Here is a 14,845-nt window from a genome sequence, read left to right on the forward strand (position 1 = left end):
GCGTCAGGCGATCAGCTGTTCTGTGCGGCTGCGCAGCACATCGCGGTAGTAGCGTTCCGCCACGTCCGGGTGGGATCGCAGGCGGCCTTTCAGGTAGTTCCAGCCCACATCACGCAGAAGCGGGTTGAGCGGATCGCTCTCCGGCCCGCGCGCCTCCTCTGCCAGATGAGGGGGAAGGGTATAGAGCGGCACATTGGCTTCCAGCTGCGCGCCGAGGAAAAAGGCGATGGAGAGGCGCTCGCGATCCGCTGGAGGGGAAACCACCCGGTGCACGGTAGCGCGCAGATAGCCGTTGGTCGCCAGCTCCAGCAGTTCGCCGATATTGACCACAAAACTGCCCGCCCGCGGCGCTGCGTCGATCCAGCGATCGGGTGCGACCTCGACCTGTAACCCTTTTTGCTCATCCTGCAGCAGGAAACTGAGGAAACCGGAATCTTTATGCGCCCCGACGCCCTGCGCGCTCTGTGTGGCGTGCTGGCCGGGATAGCGGATCAGTTTGATGTGCTCGTTAGGCTTGCTGCCATACAGCGCGTCGAACGCATCGGCGGGAAGTTGTAGCGCTTCGGCAAAGGCGCGCAGCAGGCGCAGCGCCATCGATGTCATGGCGCGTTGCCAGTCGAGCAGGGCCGGCTTCAGCGTCGGTAAGGCGTCTGGCCATAAATTTGGCCCCTGTAACCGCCGCCAGCGCGGATCGCTGTCGCTCAGTAACAGCGCCGGGCGCTCGGCGCCGATATCGAACTGTTCACGCCAGTCTGGCTGGCCGCGTGTGATCTCCGATGCGGCGCGGTTATAGCCGCGAAAGTGGGGCGAGTGGATCATCGCTACCTGCTCTTTTTGCGCCTCGGTGAGGGCGAAAAAGCGGCGCGCTTCACGCTGCACGGCATTCTGTAAAGCGTCATCGACGCCGTGGTTAATCAGGTAGAAAAAGCCGATGTCGCGCGCGGCGTGGCGCAGGTCGGCGAGGAAGGCATCGCGTTCAGCGCTGCTGGTATAACGGGCGAGATCGAGAACCGGTAAGGTGGCTGCGTTCACTGTTTTCTCCGCAAATAGTCGATAAAGGGGGATGTGTCAGGTTCAGGGTTGGGCGGCAACAACAACGCATGATCGTCTCCTGTTAGCGGGTTTAACTCAGCTTGCCTCAGGCGAGAAAAATGAACCAATAACCTTCTTTTCTAATTTATGACCGCGCAGGATCATGTGCTTTTGCGAAAAACGCATAACGCGCGCTGCTTGAAATGGCGACACATCTCCGATAGACTTTTGTTATGTTATAACAAAACAGATGAGTAAATTATGCGACCTGATATCCATCCCCATTACCGCACCGTGGTGTTTCACGACACCAGCGCCAACGAATACTTCAAAGTGGGTTCGACCATCCGAACGGATCGGGAAATTGAGCTTGAAGGGGTGAAATATCCCTATATCACCATTGAGGTCTCGTCTGCGTCGCACCCTTACTACACCGGTAAGCAGAAAGTGATCTCCAGTGAAGGCAGCGCGGCGCGGTTCCAGCAGCGCTATGGCCGGTTCTTTAACGATAAGAAGGCGTAAACTATGCAGGTACTCAATTCATTGCGCAGCGCAAAACAACGCCACCCTGACTGCCAGATTGTCCGGCGCAAGGGGCGTATCTATGTGATTTGCAAATCGAACCCGCGCTTTAAAGCGGTGCAGGGTAAGAAGAAGAGACGTTAAGCGCGAAGCGATGCCAGCGAAGCGCGCTGCTTGCCGTCGGGAGTAAAGTTATCGGCGGCAAGCCAGCGTTGCAGCGCCTGGTCAACGGCGGGCCACTCGCCATCAATAATCGAAAACCAGTCCGTATCGCGGTTATGCCCTTTACGCACCATCGCCTGGCGAAAGCGCCCCTCAAACTGAAAACCTAACCGCAGTGCCGCCTGGCGTGACGGTTCATTCAGGCTGTGGCACTTCCACTCATAGCGGCGATAGCCGAGCGTGCTAAAGGCATAACGCATTAACAGCCAGTGCGCTTCCGTCGACGCAGGCGTGCGGCTGAGCAGCGGCGAAAAATGCACGTGTCCTACCTCCATCACCCCATTCTCCGTATCAATACGCATCAGCGCCAGGCTGCCGACTGGTTTGCCGGTGCGCAGATCGATCACCGCAAAATGGATGGGATCGCGCAGCGCACAGTTGCTCTCAACCCAGTGAAGATACTCCGCTTCGTTTTGTTCCGGCTCGCGGGTGAGCCAGGTCCAGCTTCGGTTATCCGGCGCCTGCTGGTGCGCCTGAAACAGCGCGGCAGCATGATCGACGTTAAGCGGTTCAAGGCGGCAGAAACGGCCTTCAAAAGTGAGACGTTGCGGAAAAGGGCGGGGCTGCCAGTCGGGCAGGGCCTCGCCGACAGGTTGTTGATATTGATTCAGCTGAGTCATCGTTTCTCCTTGAGAAGGCGGGTGGCGGTCGGTTTTTATCAGACCACAAATCGCAAAGGAGAGATATTCCTGAAAAAGAGGGAGGAAAGGAGCGTGCCGCGCTGTTACGCGCGGCAGCGTGCCTGCTTAACCGGCAGAGTGCTGAGCCACAGACGCAGTGGGTTGCGCAGAGGCCGGGCGGGTGAGGGTATAAATGTCATAAAACGACAGCTCGCCCTTACGCGTAATCATCTTTTCCAGCTGGGATTTCTCTTCAGCGCTGACTTTCGGCGACTGCATAATGGCGTCGATCAGGCTTTGCGGCACAAAGCGGGTGTTATACCACTCGCCGTTGTAGCAGACGCGGAAGTCGAGCACGTCGATATCTTCAAAGCGATAACGCGGATAAACATCAAAGAAGAAGAAACCGTTCAGGACGATGAAAAGCACCACCAGCAGCCAGACGGAGCCGATAAGGGTGTCGGACAGCAGCATCACCGCCAGGGTCGCAAAGAAGGCGAGATACATGCCGATAAACAGACCCGGATGGTTGCGAATAAAACTGATGCTGAAGCGCGGTCGGTTGTCCCGTTTCTCGCGCTGGTTGATCTCTTCAATCGTTTCGGTGAGCAGCCGCTGTATTTCTGTCATCTTGGGCCTTTATTGATACTGATTTGCAGGTGGACACGCTATTTTAAGTTGCCGTCCAGTGTGAAAAAAGTAACAGTTTTGCCACAAAAAAAGATAACAGTTACTAAACGGTTGCTTCGGTCAGATGTTTGATAATACGTGCCGGGTTGCCGCCGACGACCACATTGGCAGGTACATCTTTCACCACCACCGCGCCGGAGGCAATCACTGCATTATCGCCGATGGTAACGCCCGGATTAATCACCGCGCGTCCGCCAATCCACACATTGTGACCAATCGTGACCGGCTTACCATATTCCACGCCGCTGTTTCGCTCGACAGCATCAAGCGGGTGCGTCGCCGTATAGATATGAACGCCCGGGGCCAGCATGCAGTTATCGCCAATATGAATCGGGCAGACATCCAGCATTACGCAATCGAAATTAGCGTAAAAGCTTTCGCCAAGAAAAATATTGTAACCGTAGTCGCAGCGGAAAGTGGGCTCGATATAAGCCCCTTCGCTCTGCCCGAGCAGATCGGCAAGAATCGCTTTACGTTCTGCTTTTTCATCGGGGCTGGAGTGATTGTAACGGTGCAGCAGCTGCCGCGCGCGCAGCCGATCGGCGCGCAGAGTGTCGTCGCCCGCCCGGTAGGGAAGACCGGCGATCATTTTCTGTTTTTCATCATTCATTTTTTAGAGTGTACCTGGTACGGAGGTTGAACGATTGACTGTGGCAGAAATAACATCTCTTAACATTGAGAAGAATTAGCGAACAAATTTCCACACCGACGAGGGGATTTTGTCATAAAGCTTATTCATGGTCAGTTCAGCCAGACGATGATCGGCCGCTGAATAAAACACCGTAAGCTCATCGTCGGTCAGTTCGTATTTATTTTTTTCAATAACGCGTTCGAGCGTATCAATTGATTGGCAGCGCCTTAAACGCATCAAATAATCAATTTTTGTTAATGGTTTTTCGGACATGTCTTCACCTTAGTGTTGAAAAATTAACAAGAGTGACTTACTGGATTAGCCTTGCTTACATTGTCGAAACTGCGAAACAGCTTACCGCCTGTTTTACGCCATTTCTGTAAGTCGTGTGTATTAATACCGTAACTGCTGAACAACATAAACGTGTCATCAAGGTATTCGTCGATCAATTCAATCAGTTTATTATCTTTGTCGTGCTTAATTTTATAATTCAGCGCGAAGGTTGCAATATGCTCAATCAGCTCATTTAACTGCAGGTTGATGGCTGATGTGGGATCGTTAACCCATCCATGATGGCTCTCTTCCAGATTGGCGAGGCACTCCTGGTGCAACGATTCGCAGAGAAATTTAAGCTGCGCAATATCATGCCTTTTCGGCGAGTATTCGTCCATAACGCATCCCCTTCTGAGTGGTAATTTTTTTACTAACCAAAGGCTGATTCAGGATGGGAACTTCTGCTCTGACCAGAGACATATGCTGATTTATGTTCGTTGATATAACTATAAGCCACTATGAATAGGATTTCATTGAGCTATCACGAAAAATTACAAATAATATCTTTTCCTGCGGAAAAAGCGGCGCGGCACAGAGAAAAGTAGCGATGCGAATCGTCTCATCAGGCTAAGTAAGTCAGCGGACTGCCTTACAATTCATTAAGTTAGCATGAGTCCGATTATTCCGCTTATAAGAATATTTTTCTGCCAGGATTTTTCTGACTTAAAGTAATATTAAGAGAAATTAAGATTATTACTGGAAAATATAGCACATTCGCAAATACACAGTGATTATATGCCTTAATGCTAACGCATAAATTAATCAGTTAAACAATAACGTATTTAATGATCCGATGAGTTGGAAAGCACAACGATGTAAAAAAGAAAAAGGCCGCTATGCGCGGCCTTTTCTTATATCAGCAGAGAGGATCAGTGCTGTTCAACCTTGTGGCTGTGTTCAACATCGTCGTTGCGGCGGCTGAAGCGGCGGCGAACCACCACAAAGAATACCGGAACAAAGAAGATGGCCAGCACGGTCGCGGTGATCATCCCGCCCATTACGCCGGTACCGACGGCGTTCTGCGCGCCGGAGCCCGCACCGGTACTGATAACCAGCGGCAGTACCCCAAGGATAAACGCCAGCGAGGTCATCAGAATCGGACGCAGACGCATACGGACCGCCTCAAGCGTCGCTTCAATCAGCCCTTTGCCCTCTTTATCCATCAGATCTTTGGCGAATTCGACGATAAGTATCGCGTTCTTCGCCGACAAGCCAATGGTTGTCAGCAGGCCCACCTGGAAGTAAACGTCGTTGCCAAGACCGCGGAACGTCGCCGCGAGCAGGGCACCGATAACGCCAAGCGGAACCACCAGCATCACCGAGAACGGAATCGACCAGCTCTCATAGAGCGCCGCCAGACAGAGGAAGACGACGATAAGCGAAATGGCGTACAGCGCCGGTGCCTGGTTGCCGGAGAGGCGTTCCTGATAGGACATGCCGGTCCAGTCAAACCCGATGCCGGTTGGCAATTTACTTGCCAGCTGCTCCATCAGATCCATCGCTTCACCGGTACTGCGGCCCGGTGCAGCCTGGCCCAGCAGTTCCATTGACGGCAGACCGTTGTAACGCTCCAGACGCGGTGAGCCATACTCCCAGTGAGTAGTGGAGAACGCGGAGAAGGGCACCATCTGACCATCCGTTGCGCGCACATACCAGTTGCCAATATCGTTTGGCAGCATGCGGTATTGCGCCTGCGACATAACGTAAACCTTCTTCACACGACCGCGGTCGATAAAGTCGTTCACGTAGCTGCCGCCCCAGGCTGCGCCCAGCGTGGTGTTGATGTCGCTAATCGACACGCCCAGCGCCTGCGCTTTCTCCTGATCGATATCGATCTTGAACTGCGGCGTATCTTCCAGACCGTTCGGACGCACACCCACCAGCAGATCCGGATGCTGCGCAATCTCGCCAAACAGCTGGTTACGCGCCTGCGTTAACTTATCGTGACCGAGGTTAGCCTGGTCAATCAGCTGGAAGTCGAAGCCGGTCGCGGTACCCAGTTCAACAATTGCCGGCAGGTTAAAGGCGAAGACCATCGCATCTTTAATCTGCGAGAAGTGCGCGCTGGCACGACCTGCAATCGCCGGCACTTTGTTCTCCTCACCCGCACGCTCATCCCAGTTTTTCAGGGAGACGAACGCCAGGCCGGTGTTCTGCCCGCGGCCCGAGAAGCCGAAGCCGTTAACGGTAAAGACCGAGTTAACGTTGGCTTTCTCATTCTCCAGGTAGTATTTCGTCACTTCGTCCAGCACCTTCTGCGTACGCTCTTGCGTCGCGCCGGCAGGCAACTGGGCCATGGTCAGAAACACGCCCTGGTCTTCATCAGGCAGGAACGAACTCGGCAGACGGACAAACAGCACCGCCATGCCTGCAACGATAACAATATAGAGCAGCAGATAACGACCGGTGCTGCGCAGGATATTGCCCACGCTGTCGGTGTAGTGGTGCGTGCTCTTATCGAACATGCGGTTAAACCAGCCGAAGAAGCCTTTTTTATGCTCGCCGTGATCGCCTTTGGCGACCGGTTTCAGCATGGTGGCACAGAGTGCCGGCGTCAGGATCAACGCTACAATCACCGACAGCACCATCGCGGAAACAATGGTAATGGAGAACTGACGATAGATTGCGCCGGTAGAGCCGCCGAAGAAGGCCATCGGAATAAATACCGCCGACAGCACCAGCGCAATACCGACCAGCGCGCCCTGAATCTGATCCATCGAACGCCGGGTTGCCTCTTTTGGCGGCAGACCCTCTTCCATCATCACACGTTCGACGTTCTCCACCACCACGATGGCATCATCCACCAACAGGCCTATCGCCAGCACCATACCAAACATGGTGAGGGTGTTTATCGAGTAGCCGAAGGCGTTAAGAATGGCGAAGGTACCCAGCAGCACCACCGGCACCGCAATGGTCGGGATCAGCGTCGCGCGGAAGTTCTGTAGGAACAGATACATGACCAGGAAGACCAGTACGATCGCTTCAACCAGCGTTTTAACCACTTCGTTAATGGAGATCTTAACGAACGGGGTGGTGTCGTACGGGTAAACCACTTTCAGGCCGTGCGGGAAGAAAGGTTCGAGACCGGCAATGGTCGCGCGTACCGCTTCTGCGGTATCCAGTGCGTTAGCACCGGTCGCCAGTTTAATGCCCAGACCCGCCGCCGGTTGACCGTTGTAGCGTGCGACAACGTCGTAGCTTTCGCCGCCCAGTTCAATCTTCGCTACGTCGCGCAGGCGAACCTGCGAACCATCGCTGTTCACTTTCAGCAGAATTTTGCCAAACTCGTCGGTCGAGGTGAGACGGGTCTGCGCGATGATCGAGGCGTTCAGCTGCTGCCCTTTCACCGGCGGCGTACCGCCCAACTGCCCGGCCGCGACCTGGGCGTTCTGCGCTTTAATAGCCGTGATCACGTCGACTGGCGTCAGCTGGAAGTTATTGAGCTTGTTCGGATCCATCCAGATACGCATCGCATACTGCGCACCGAACAGCTGAACGTCACCCACGCCGGTGGTACGGCTGACCGGATCTTTAATGGTCGCGCCCACATAGTCGGCAATATCTTCCTGCTTCATTGAGCCGTCGGTACTGATCATACCGAGCACCATCAGGAAGCTACTGGAAGATTTCTCAACGCTCACGCCCTGTTGCTGCACTTCCTGCGGCAGAAGCGGCATCGCCAGCTGCAGTTTGTTCTGCACCTGAACCTGCGCGATATCCGCATCAGTACCGGAATCAAAGGTGATGGTGATCTGGACCGTACCAGAGGAGTCACTGGTGGAGGACATATAAAGGAGGTTATCGATACCGTTCATGTTCTGTTCGATAACCTGCGTTACGGTGTCCTGCACCGTTTTCGCATCAGCACCTGGATAAGAAGCGGTGATCTGAACCGCAGGTGGCGCAATCGTTGGATACTGCGCCACCGGCAATTTGAGGATCGATAGCGCCCCCGCCAGCATGATGATAATCGCGATAACCCACGCAAATATGGGGCGATCGATAAAAAACTTAGCCATGTCTTAACGGCTCCTGTTTAAGTTAAGACTTCGGTTGCTCTGACTGGCCGTTGGCCTGGGCTTGCTCTTTCTTGTCAGATGTCACTTCCTGGGCCTTGACCTGCACGCCAGGTTTGACTTTTTGTAACCCTTCGATGATCACGCGATCGCCGCTTTTCAGGCCATCGGTAACCAGCCACTTGTCGCCAATGGCCTGGGTCGCGGTGATATTGCGGATTTCAACTTTGTCGCCTTCACCTACCACCATCGCCGTTGCGTCACCGCGCGGCGTACGGGTCACACCCTGTTGCGGAACCAGCAGGGCGTTCGGGTTAACCCCTTCTTCCAGCTTGGCGCGCACGAACATGCCCGGCAGCAGCGTGTGGTCCGGGTTCGGGAACACGGCGCGCAGGGTGATTGAACCGGTGGTCTGATCGACGGTTACGCCAGAGAACTCAAGGGTACCGGACTGGTCATACTTCATGCCGTCGTTGGTCACCAGCTCCACTTTCGCTTTGCCGTTATCCTGCTTCAGCGAACCGTTAGCCATTTCCTGCTTGAGGCGCAGGAAATCGTTGCTGGACTGGGTGACATCGACGTAGATCGGGTCAAGCTGCTGCACGGTGGTCAGCGCAGTGGTCTGCCCGCTCTGCACCAGCGCACCTTCGGTAACGGTAGAGGTACCGGTGCGGCCGCTAATTGGGGAGGTAACTTTGGTGTAAGCCAGGTTGATGCGCGCATTCTCGACCGCAGCTTTCGCGGCGATAACCGAGGCGTTTGCCTGCTGCGCGTCTGCCTGCGCCGTATCATAATCCTGTTGGCTGATGTACCTGGTGCCCAACAGTTTCTTATAACGGTTCAGGGTCATCTGCGCGATATTCGCCGCTGCCTGCGCTTTGGCTAAATCACCTTTCGCACTGTCGTAGGCGGCCTGATAGGTCGCCGGATCAATTTGATAGAGCGAGACACCCGCTTCGACGTCACTGCCTTCGGTAAAGTTGCGCTTCAAAATAATGCCGCTAACCTGCGGACGGACTTCAGCAATGCGATATGCAGTGGTGCGACCCGGCAGCTCGGTGGTGATCTGCAGAGGTGCCGCTTTCACTGTTACCACGCCGACTTCCGGCGCCTGGCCGGCTCCCTGCTGCTGCTGCGCAGGTTTATCGTCACATCCTGTAAGCGCTAAGCTGCCCGAAAGCATCAGAACGACCGCCAGAGGCGTTAGCCCTCTGTTTATGTTCATAAGTAAACCTCGAGTGTCCGATTTCAAATTGATCAATGGATCAAAGGCCCAAAAACCCATTGCTGCGTTTATATTATGGTCGTGCTATGGTACAAACATTCACAAATGTATGTAAATCTGACTCCTGTAAATTCACCGACATATGGCACGAAAAACCAAACAACAGGCGCTTGAGACGCGACAACACATTCTTGATGTCGCCATGCGGCTGTTTTCCCGGCAGGGCGTTTCATCAACTTCGCTGGCTGAAATTGCGCAGGCGGCAGGAGTAACTCGCGGCGCGATTTACTGGCATTTCAAAAACAAGTCAGATTTGTTTAGTGAAATTTGGGAACTGTCGGAATCCAGTATTGGAGATCTTGAAACTGAGTATCGGGCAAAATTCCCTGGCGATCCACTCTCAGTATTAAGAGAAATATTGGTTTATATCCTTGAAGCCACCGTTGTTGAAGAGCGGCGTCGGCTGATGATGGAGATCATCTTCCATAAATGCGAGTTTGTTGGCGAAATGGCGGTGGTGCAGGAGGCGCAGCGCGATTTATGTCTGGAAAGTTATGACCGCATCGAAACGACGCTCACCGAATGCATTCAGGCGAAATTATTGCCCGCCAATCTTTTAACCCGCCGTGTTGCGGTGCTGATGCGCGCCTATGTCTCCGGAATTATGGAAAACTGGCTATTTGCGCCGCAATCTTTCGATCTGAAAAAAGAGGCGCGCGCTTACGTCGCCATCCTGCTGGAGATGTGCCAGTTCTGCCCGACGCTGCGCGACGACACGCCGGCTCTCAAGGCATAAGCAGGCCGCCAGGATTTCTCCTGGAGGCCGCTCACTCTTCTAGGTAGTTGTCTGCACGCGTGATATTCTTCGCGCGTGGCCACTCCGGCCGCTTTCCCGAACAGACAACGATCGCTCAAATTATGTTGCACACCAATCGCACACCTAACCCGTTCGCAGCATTTGCCGCCGCACTGTTTCTTATTTTTATCAGCTTCTCAAGCCTGGCGGCGTCCGCACAGAGCGGAAGTGATTTGCCTTCGCGCAGCGAAGTGCAGAATCAGCTCGACGCACTCAATAAACAAAAAGATCACTCCGCGCAGGAGAAGCTGGTTATTCAGGATCTCAATGAGACTCTTGATACGCTGGATAAAATCGACCGCGTCAAGCAGGAGACCGCGCTGCTGAAGCAGAAAGTGGCGCAGGCGCCGGAACAGCTGCGTCAGGCTACCGATGCTCTCAACGCGCTTAATGATAAAGACAGCGATGAGGAGACGCGCAAAACCCTTGCCACGCTCTCGCTTCGTCAACTGGAGTCCCGCGTTTCGCAACTGCTTGAAGATCTGCAAACCGCGCAGAACGATCTCTCCAACTACAACAGCCAACTGGTGTCGCTGCAGACGCAGCCGGAGCGCGTGCAGAACGCCATGTATAGCGCCTCGCAGCAGTTGCAGCAGATCCGCAACCGTCTGAACGGCACGCTCGCCGGCGAAGGGGCGTTGCGCCCGACGCAGCAAACGCTGTTACAGGCTCAGCAAACCCTGCTCAATGCGCAGATTGAACAGCTGCGCAAAAGCCTCGAAGGCAATACCACTTTGCAGGATACGCTGCAGAAGCAGCGGGATTATGTCACCGCAAACAGTAACCGCCTCGAACACCAGCTCCAGTTATTGCAGGAAGCGGTTAACAGCAAACGCCTGACGCTGACCGAGAAGACGGCGCAGGAGGCGGTGACGCCGGATGATACCGCGCGCATTCAGGCGAACCCGCTGGTGAGCCAGGAGCTGGAGATTAACCACCAGTTGAGCCAGAAGCTGATTGAAGCCACCGAAAGCGGCAACGCGCTGGTGCAGCAGAATATCAAAGTGAAGAACTGGCTCGACCGCGCCCTGCAATCCGAGCGCAATATTAAAGAACAAATTTCGGTGCTGAAGGGGAGCCTGCTGCTGTCGCGCATCCTCTATCAGCAACAACAAACGCTGCCCTCAGCCGATGAGCTTGAGGATATGACCAACCGCATTGCGGATCTGCGTCTGGAGCAGTTCGACATCAACCAGAAGCGTGACGCGCTGTTCCAGAACGAGAACTTCGTCGCCAAACTGGAAGAGGGCCACCAGAGCGAAGTCAACGACGAAGTACACGACGCGCTGCTGCAGGTGGTCGATATGCGCCGTGAGCTGCTCGATCAACTGAACAAGCAGCTCGGCAATCAGTTGATGATGGCCATTAACCTGCAGGTCAATCAGCAGCAGTTGATGAGCGTGTCGAAAAGCCTGCAGGAGATCCTGACTCAGCAAATCTTCTGGGTGAACAGCAACAAGCCGATGGACTGGGAGTGGTTCAAAGCCTTCCCGCAAACGCTGCGCGATGAGGTCAAAGGCACCCACATCACCGTCAACTGGGAAAAAGCGCTGCCGGCGGTGGCGATCGCGTTTCTCGCCGGGCTGCCGCTGCTGCTGATTGCCGGGCTGATCCGCTGGCGTCTGCGCTGGCTGAAAAACTACCAGGTCAAGCTGGCAGAGCAGGTCGGGCAGCTACGCAGCGACAGCCAGCTACATACGCCAAAAGCGATCCTCATCGATCTGATCCGCGCCTTGCCGATCTGCCTGCTTATCCTGGCGGCGGGGCTGATTCTGCTGACCATGCAGCTCAACATCAGCGAGCTGCTGTGGGCGTTCAGTAAGAAGCTGGCGCTCTTCTGGCTGGTCTTTGGCCTGTGCTGGAAAGTGCTGGAAAAAGAGGGCGTCGCCGTTAATCACTTTGGCATGCCGGCGCAACTGACCAGCCACTGGCGGCGGCAGATTGTGCGCATCAGCCTCGCGCTGCTGCCGCTCCACTTCTGGTCAGTGGTTGCGGAGCTGTCGCCGCTGCATCTGATGGATGATGTGCTCGGGCAGTTTGTTATTCTGCTGAACCTGCTGGTGATCACCGCGCTGGTGTGGCCGATGTTCCGCGAAAGCTGGCACGATAAAGAGTCCCATGCGCTGCGCCTGGTCACCGTCACGGTGCTGGCGATTGTGCCGATTGCCTTAATGGTGCTGACCGCTACCGGCTACTTCTACACCACGCTGCGTCTTGCCGGGCGCTGGATTGAAACCGTCTATCTGGTGATTATCTGGAACCTGCTCTACCAGACGGTGCTGCGCGGTCTGAGCGTGGCGGCGCGGCGTATTGCCTATCGCCGTGCGCTGGCACGTCGCCAGAATATGGTGAAAGAGGGCGCGGAAGGCGCCGAGCCGCCGGAAGAGCCGACCATTGCGCTGGAGCAGGTTAACCAGCAGACACTGCGCATCACCATGCTGGTGATGGTGGCGCTGTTTGGCGTGGTCTTCTGGGCGATTTGGTCAGACTTGATCACTGTGTTTGCCTACCTCGACAGCATTACGCTGTGGCACTACAACGGCACCGAAGCGGGGGCGGCGGTGACCAAGAGCGTTACTCTCGGCAGCCTGCTGTTTGCGATTATCGCCTTTGTGGTGGCCTGGGCGCTGATCCGCAACTTGCCGGGTCTGCTGGAAGTGTTAGTCCTGTCGCGACTCAATATGCGCCAGGGCTCCTCCTACGCCGTCACCACTATTCTGAACTACGTCATTATCGCGGTTGGAGCGCTAACGGTCTTCGGATCGCTTGGCGTCTCGTGGGATAAGTTGCAGTGGCTGGCGGCGGCGTTGTCGGTCGGTCTCGGCTTCGGGTTGCAGGAGATCTTCGGTAACTTTGTCTCCGGTCTGATTATCCTGTTTGAGCGCCCGGTGCGTATCGGCGATACCGTCACCATCGGTACCTTCTCCGGCACGGTAAGCAAGATCCGTATTCGTGCGACAACCATCACCGACTTCGATCGCAAAGAGGTGATTATCCCGAATAAGGCCTTTGTGACCGAGCGGCTGATCAACTGGTCGCTCTCCGATACCATCACCCGCGTGGTGATCCGTATCGGCGTGGCCTATGGCTCCGATCTGGAGAAAGTGAAGAAGGTGCTGCTGAAAGCGGCGATGGATCACCCGAAAGTGATGCACGACCCGGAACCGGCGGTCTTCTTTACCACCTTCGGGCCGAGCACGCTGGATCACGAGCTGCGTCTCTATGTGCGTGAACTGCGCGATCGCAGCTATACGGTGGATGAGCTTAACCGCACCATCGATCGCATGTGCCGGGAAAACGACATCAATATCGCCTTTAACCAGCTCGAAGTGCACCTGCGCAATGAGAAGGGTGATGAGTTAACGGAAGTGAAGCGCGAGATAAAGGGCGACGATCCGACTCCTGAAGCGCCGTAATGGCTGGCCCCTCTTCCTCAGGGAAGGGGGGCTGCTGGCTGTAACTGCTTCTGTTCAAAATCCCGTTTGACAATCTCCAGCGCTTTTAACACCAGATCGGGTGCGATCTCATGCTGTTCAAGCAGCATGATCAGATCGACCGCCAGCTTGACCTCATCCGGGGCATTTTCCAGCGACATCTTCTCTCCTTGGTTAACGGGTTAAACGCGCCAGCACGCGCTCAATATTCTCCAGCGCTTTGCGACAGCGGCCGAGCCGGACATCTAATGCTTCCACTTCTTTATGCAGTTTCTGCTGCTCGGCGAGAGTGGTGACCGACGCTAAACGTACGTTACGCTCGTTTTTCATCGCCTGCAGGCGGCGCTCATACTCCTGATGCTGCAAGCGCCGCCGCTGCCAGCGCGTAATGCCGGGCGAGGCGTGATCCCACTGGCGCAGCGGCCAGACGGCGCTCTCCCGCGTCAGCGCGGCGATTTGTGCGGTTAAATGCTCCGCAAGCCAGAGCGCCTGCGGCAGATGGTTGCGCGCCACGGTCTCGCGCAGCGCCGCCAGGTTTTTATCGGTCTCATTAAGATAAGCACGCATGCGCGTATCTTTTGTCTGAAAAAGATGGCGATCAAAACGGGCGCTGACGGTGAAGTGATCCGCCAGCGGCGCGGCCTGCTGGCGTAACCGGGCAAGCTGCTGCTCCAGCCTCTCTAAAAGCGCGTCGCTTTTCATCTCTCATTCCCTCTTTTTCACGGCGATTATGGTACATTAGCCGCTTATTCCGGCAACGATTAGCACTATGCAACGCACTATTTTAATCATCATTGGCTGGCTGGCGGTAGTGCTTGGCACGTTGGGTGTCGTTCTGCCCGTTTTACCGACCACACCTTTTATTCTGCTGGCCGCCTGGTGTTTTGCCCGCTCGTCGCCGCGTTTTCATCACTGGCTGCTCTACCGCTCCTGGTTTGGCGGCTATCTGCGGCACTGGCAGCAGTATCGCGCCATGCCGCCCGGCGCAAAGCCGCGTGCGATAGTTATTACGCTTCTGACCTTCGCGGTTTCGCTCTATTTTGTGAAGATGATGTGGGTGCGCGTTTTGCTGCTGATCATCCTCGCGTGTCTGCTGATTTTCCTGTGGCGGATACCGGTGGTTGATGCAAAGCAACAAAAAACCTAATGCGCTGCGATGGCAGTTGCAATTCTCGCTCACTGCCAGTAAATTCGAGCGTTTTCGAGCACGGGGTCGACTGGTTAAAGCTTAACCAGGGGCCAATTGAGCCGTTATCATACGTCC

General features: G+C 55.2%; 15 protein-coding genes. 5 read left to right on the forward strand and 10 right to left on the reverse strand.

All coding sequences use genetic code 11. The features are described from left to right. Positions 1 to 3: 3 nt before the first annotated feature. Positions 4 to 1,032 (reverse strand): isopenicillin N synthase family dioxygenase, encoded by a 1,029-nt coding sequence (locus BWI95_RS11330; RefSeq protein WP_076769494.1) that lies wholly within the window; start codon positions 1,030 to 1,032, stop codon positions 4 to 6. A gap of 261 nt (positions 1,033 to 1,293) precedes the next feature. Between BWI95_RS11330 and BWI95_RS11335 the strand changes: the two genes are divergently transcribed. Both BWI95_RS11335 and ykgO read left to right on the forward strand, forming a co-directional pair. Further along, a complete protein-coding gene (locus tag BWI95_RS11335) occupies positions 1,294 to 1,554 on the forward strand; it encodes a type B 50S ribosomal protein L31 (RefSeq protein WP_023478283.1) in 261 nt (86 codons plus the stop codon). A gap of 3 nt (positions 1,555 to 1,557) precedes the next feature. Further along, on the forward strand, positions 1,558 to 1,698 hold the full coding sequence (ykgO, locus tag BWI95_RS11340; protein ID WP_023478279.1) for a type B 50S ribosomal protein L36: 141 nt from the start codon (positions 1,558 to 1,560) through the stop codon (positions 1,696 to 1,698). Here ykgO and BWI95_RS11345 read toward each other — a convergent pair. The 7 genes from BWI95_RS11345 to acrA all read right to left on the reverse strand — a co-directional run bounded on the left by BWI95_RS11345 (position 1,695) and on the right by acrA (position 9,291). Continuing rightward, the gene (locus tag BWI95_RS11345) at positions 1,695 to 2,396 is read right to left on the reverse strand and encodes a GNAT family N-acetyltransferase (protein WP_076769495.1); all 702 of its coding nucleotides are present in this window, start codon (positions 2,394 to 2,396) and stop codon (positions 1,695 to 1,697) included. The two genes, ykgO and BWI95_RS11345, sit on opposite strands and share 4 nt — an antisense overlap. A 126-nt stretch (positions 2,397 to 2,522) precedes the next feature. Next, complete coding sequence (locus BWI95_RS11350; RefSeq protein ID WP_054804487.1) at positions 2,523 to 3,026, reverse strand: YlaC family protein; 504 nt, start codon at positions 3,024 to 3,026, stop codon at positions 2,523 to 2,525. A gap of 103 nt (positions 3,027 to 3,129) precedes the next feature. After that, positions 3,130 to 3,696 carry a maltose O-acetyltransferase gene (gene maa, locus BWI95_RS11355; protein ID WP_076769496.1) on the reverse strand — a complete coding sequence of 189 codons (567 nt, stop codon included), beginning with the start codon at positions 3,694 to 3,696 and terminating at the stop codon, positions 3,130 to 3,132. A 75-nt stretch (positions 3,697 to 3,771) separates the two neighbouring features. Continuing rightward, positions 3,772 to 3,990, reverse strand: a complete 219-nt coding sequence (locus BWI95_RS11360; RefSeq protein WP_023478287.1) for an HHA domain-containing protein — start codon at positions 3,988 to 3,990, stop codon at positions 3,772 to 3,774. Positions 3,991 to 4,013: 23 nt separating this feature from the next. Further along, a complete protein-coding gene (tomB, locus tag BWI95_RS11365) occupies positions 4,014 to 4,388 on the reverse strand; it encodes an Hha toxicity modulator TomB (protein WP_023478264.1) in 375 nt (124 codons plus the stop codon). A gap of 531 nt (positions 4,389 to 4,919) precedes the next feature. Continuing rightward, the gene (gene acrB, locus BWI95_RS11370) at positions 4,920 to 8,069 is read right to left on the reverse strand and encodes a multidrug efflux RND transporter permease subunit AcrB (protein WP_076769497.1); all 3,150 of its coding nucleotides are present in this window, start codon (positions 8,067 to 8,069) and stop codon (positions 4,920 to 4,922) included. A gap of 22 nt (positions 8,070 to 8,091) precedes the next feature. Continuing rightward, complete coding sequence (gene acrA / locus BWI95_RS11375) at positions 8,092 to 9,291, reverse strand: multidrug efflux RND transporter periplasmic adaptor subunit AcrA (RefSeq protein WP_076769498.1); 1,200 nt, start codon at positions 9,289 to 9,291, stop codon at positions 8,092 to 8,094. A 142-nt stretch (positions 9,292 to 9,433) separates the two neighbouring features. Here acrA and acrR point away from each other — a divergent pair, with 142 nt between their 5' ends. Together acrR and mscK are read left to right on the forward strand one after the other, a co-directional pair. After that, positions 9,434 to 10,087 (forward strand): multidrug efflux transporter transcriptional repressor AcrR, encoded by a 654-nt coding sequence (acrR, locus tag BWI95_RS11380; protein ID WP_076769499.1) that lies wholly within the window; start codon positions 9,434 to 9,436, stop codon positions 10,085 to 10,087. 122 nt (positions 10,088 to 10,209) lie between these two features. Continuing rightward, positions 10,210 to 13,563: a mechanosensitive channel MscK gene (mscK, locus tag BWI95_RS11385; RefSeq protein ID WP_054804489.1), complete on the forward strand. Its 3,354-nt coding sequence runs from the start codon at positions 10,210 to 10,212 to the stop codon at positions 13,561 to 13,563. A gap of 17 nt (positions 13,564 to 13,580) precedes the next feature. On the opposite strand, the gene rsmS is transcribed toward mscK, so the two are convergent. Together rsmS and priC are read right to left on the reverse strand one after the other, a co-directional pair. Next, positions 13,581 to 13,742, reverse strand: a complete 162-nt coding sequence (rsmS, locus tag BWI95_RS11390; RefSeq protein WP_023478300.1) for a pleiotropic regulatory protein RsmS — start codon at positions 13,740 to 13,742, stop codon at positions 13,581 to 13,583. A 13-nt stretch (positions 13,743 to 13,755) separates the two neighbouring features. After that, positions 13,756 to 14,283 (reverse strand): primosomal replication protein N'', encoded by a 528-nt coding sequence (gene priC, locus BWI95_RS11395; protein ID WP_042717620.1) that lies wholly within the window; start codon positions 14,281 to 14,283, stop codon positions 13,756 to 13,758. A gap of 67 nt (positions 14,284 to 14,350) precedes the next feature. Here priC and BWI95_RS11400 point away from each other — a divergent pair, with 67 nt between their 5' ends. Next, positions 14,351 to 14,728, forward strand: coding sequence for a DUF454 family protein (locus BWI95_RS11400; RefSeq protein WP_042717622.1), 378 nt, complete (start codon positions 14,351 to 14,353; stop codon positions 14,726 to 14,728). The last annotated feature ends 117 nt before the right edge of the window (positions 14,729 to 14,845 follow it).

Origin of the sequence: Kosakonia cowanii JCM 10956 = DSM 18146 (assembly GCF_001975225.1) — a bacterium.
Lineage (GTDB): Bacteria > Pseudomonadota > Gammaproteobacteria > Enterobacterales > Enterobacteriaceae > Kosakonia > Kosakonia cowanii.

Coding starts and splice junctions, on each gene's coding strand:
- BWI95_RS11335 (WP_023478283.1), top strand. CDS start 1,294: ATGCGACCTGATATCCATCCCCATTACCGCACCGTGGTGTTTCACGAC.
- ykgO (WP_023478279.1), top strand. CDS start 1,558: ATGCAGGTACTCAATTCATTGCGCAGCGCAAAACAACGCCACCCTGAC.
- BWI95_RS11345 (WP_076769495.1), bottom strand. CDS start 2,396: ATGACTCAGCTGAATCAATATCAACAACCTGTCGGCGAGGCCCTGCCC.
- BWI95_RS11350 (WP_054804487.1), bottom strand. CDS start 3,026: ATGACAGAAATACAGCGGCTGCTCACCGAAACGATTGAAGAGATCAAC.
- maa (WP_076769496.1), bottom strand. CDS start 3,696: ATGAATGATGAAAAACAGAAAATGATCGCCGGTCTTCCCTACCGGGCG.
- BWI95_RS11360 (WP_023478287.1), bottom strand. CDS start 3,990: ATGTCCGAAAAACCATTAACAAAAATTGATTATTTGATGCGTTTAAGG.
- tomB (WP_023478264.1), bottom strand. CDS start 4,388: ATGGACGAATACTCGCCGAAAAGGCATGATATTGCGCAGCTTAAATTT.
- acrB (WP_076769497.1), bottom strand. CDS start 8,069: ATGGCTAAGTTTTTTATCGATCGCCCCATATTTGCGTGGGTTATCGCG.
- acrA (WP_076769498.1), bottom strand. CDS start 9,291: ATGAACATAAACAGAGGGCTAACGCCTCTGGCGGTCGTTCTGATGCTT.
- acrR (WP_076769499.1), top strand. CDS start 9,434: ATGGCACGAAAAACCAAACAACAGGCGCTTGAGACGCGACAACACATT.
- mscK (WP_054804489.1), top strand. CDS start 10,210: ATGTTGCACACCAATCGCACACCTAACCCGTTCGCAGCATTTGCCGCC.
- rsmS (WP_023478300.1), bottom strand. CDS start 13,742: ATGTCGCTGGAAAATGCCCCGGATGAGGTCAAGCTGGCGGTCGATCTG.
- priC (WP_042717620.1), bottom strand. CDS start 14,283: ATGAAAAGCGACGCGCTTTTAGAGAGGCTGGAGCAGCAGCTTGCCCGG.
- BWI95_RS11400 (WP_042717622.1), top strand. CDS start 14,351: ATGCAACGCACTATTTTAATCATCATTGGCTGGCTGGCGGTAGTGCTT.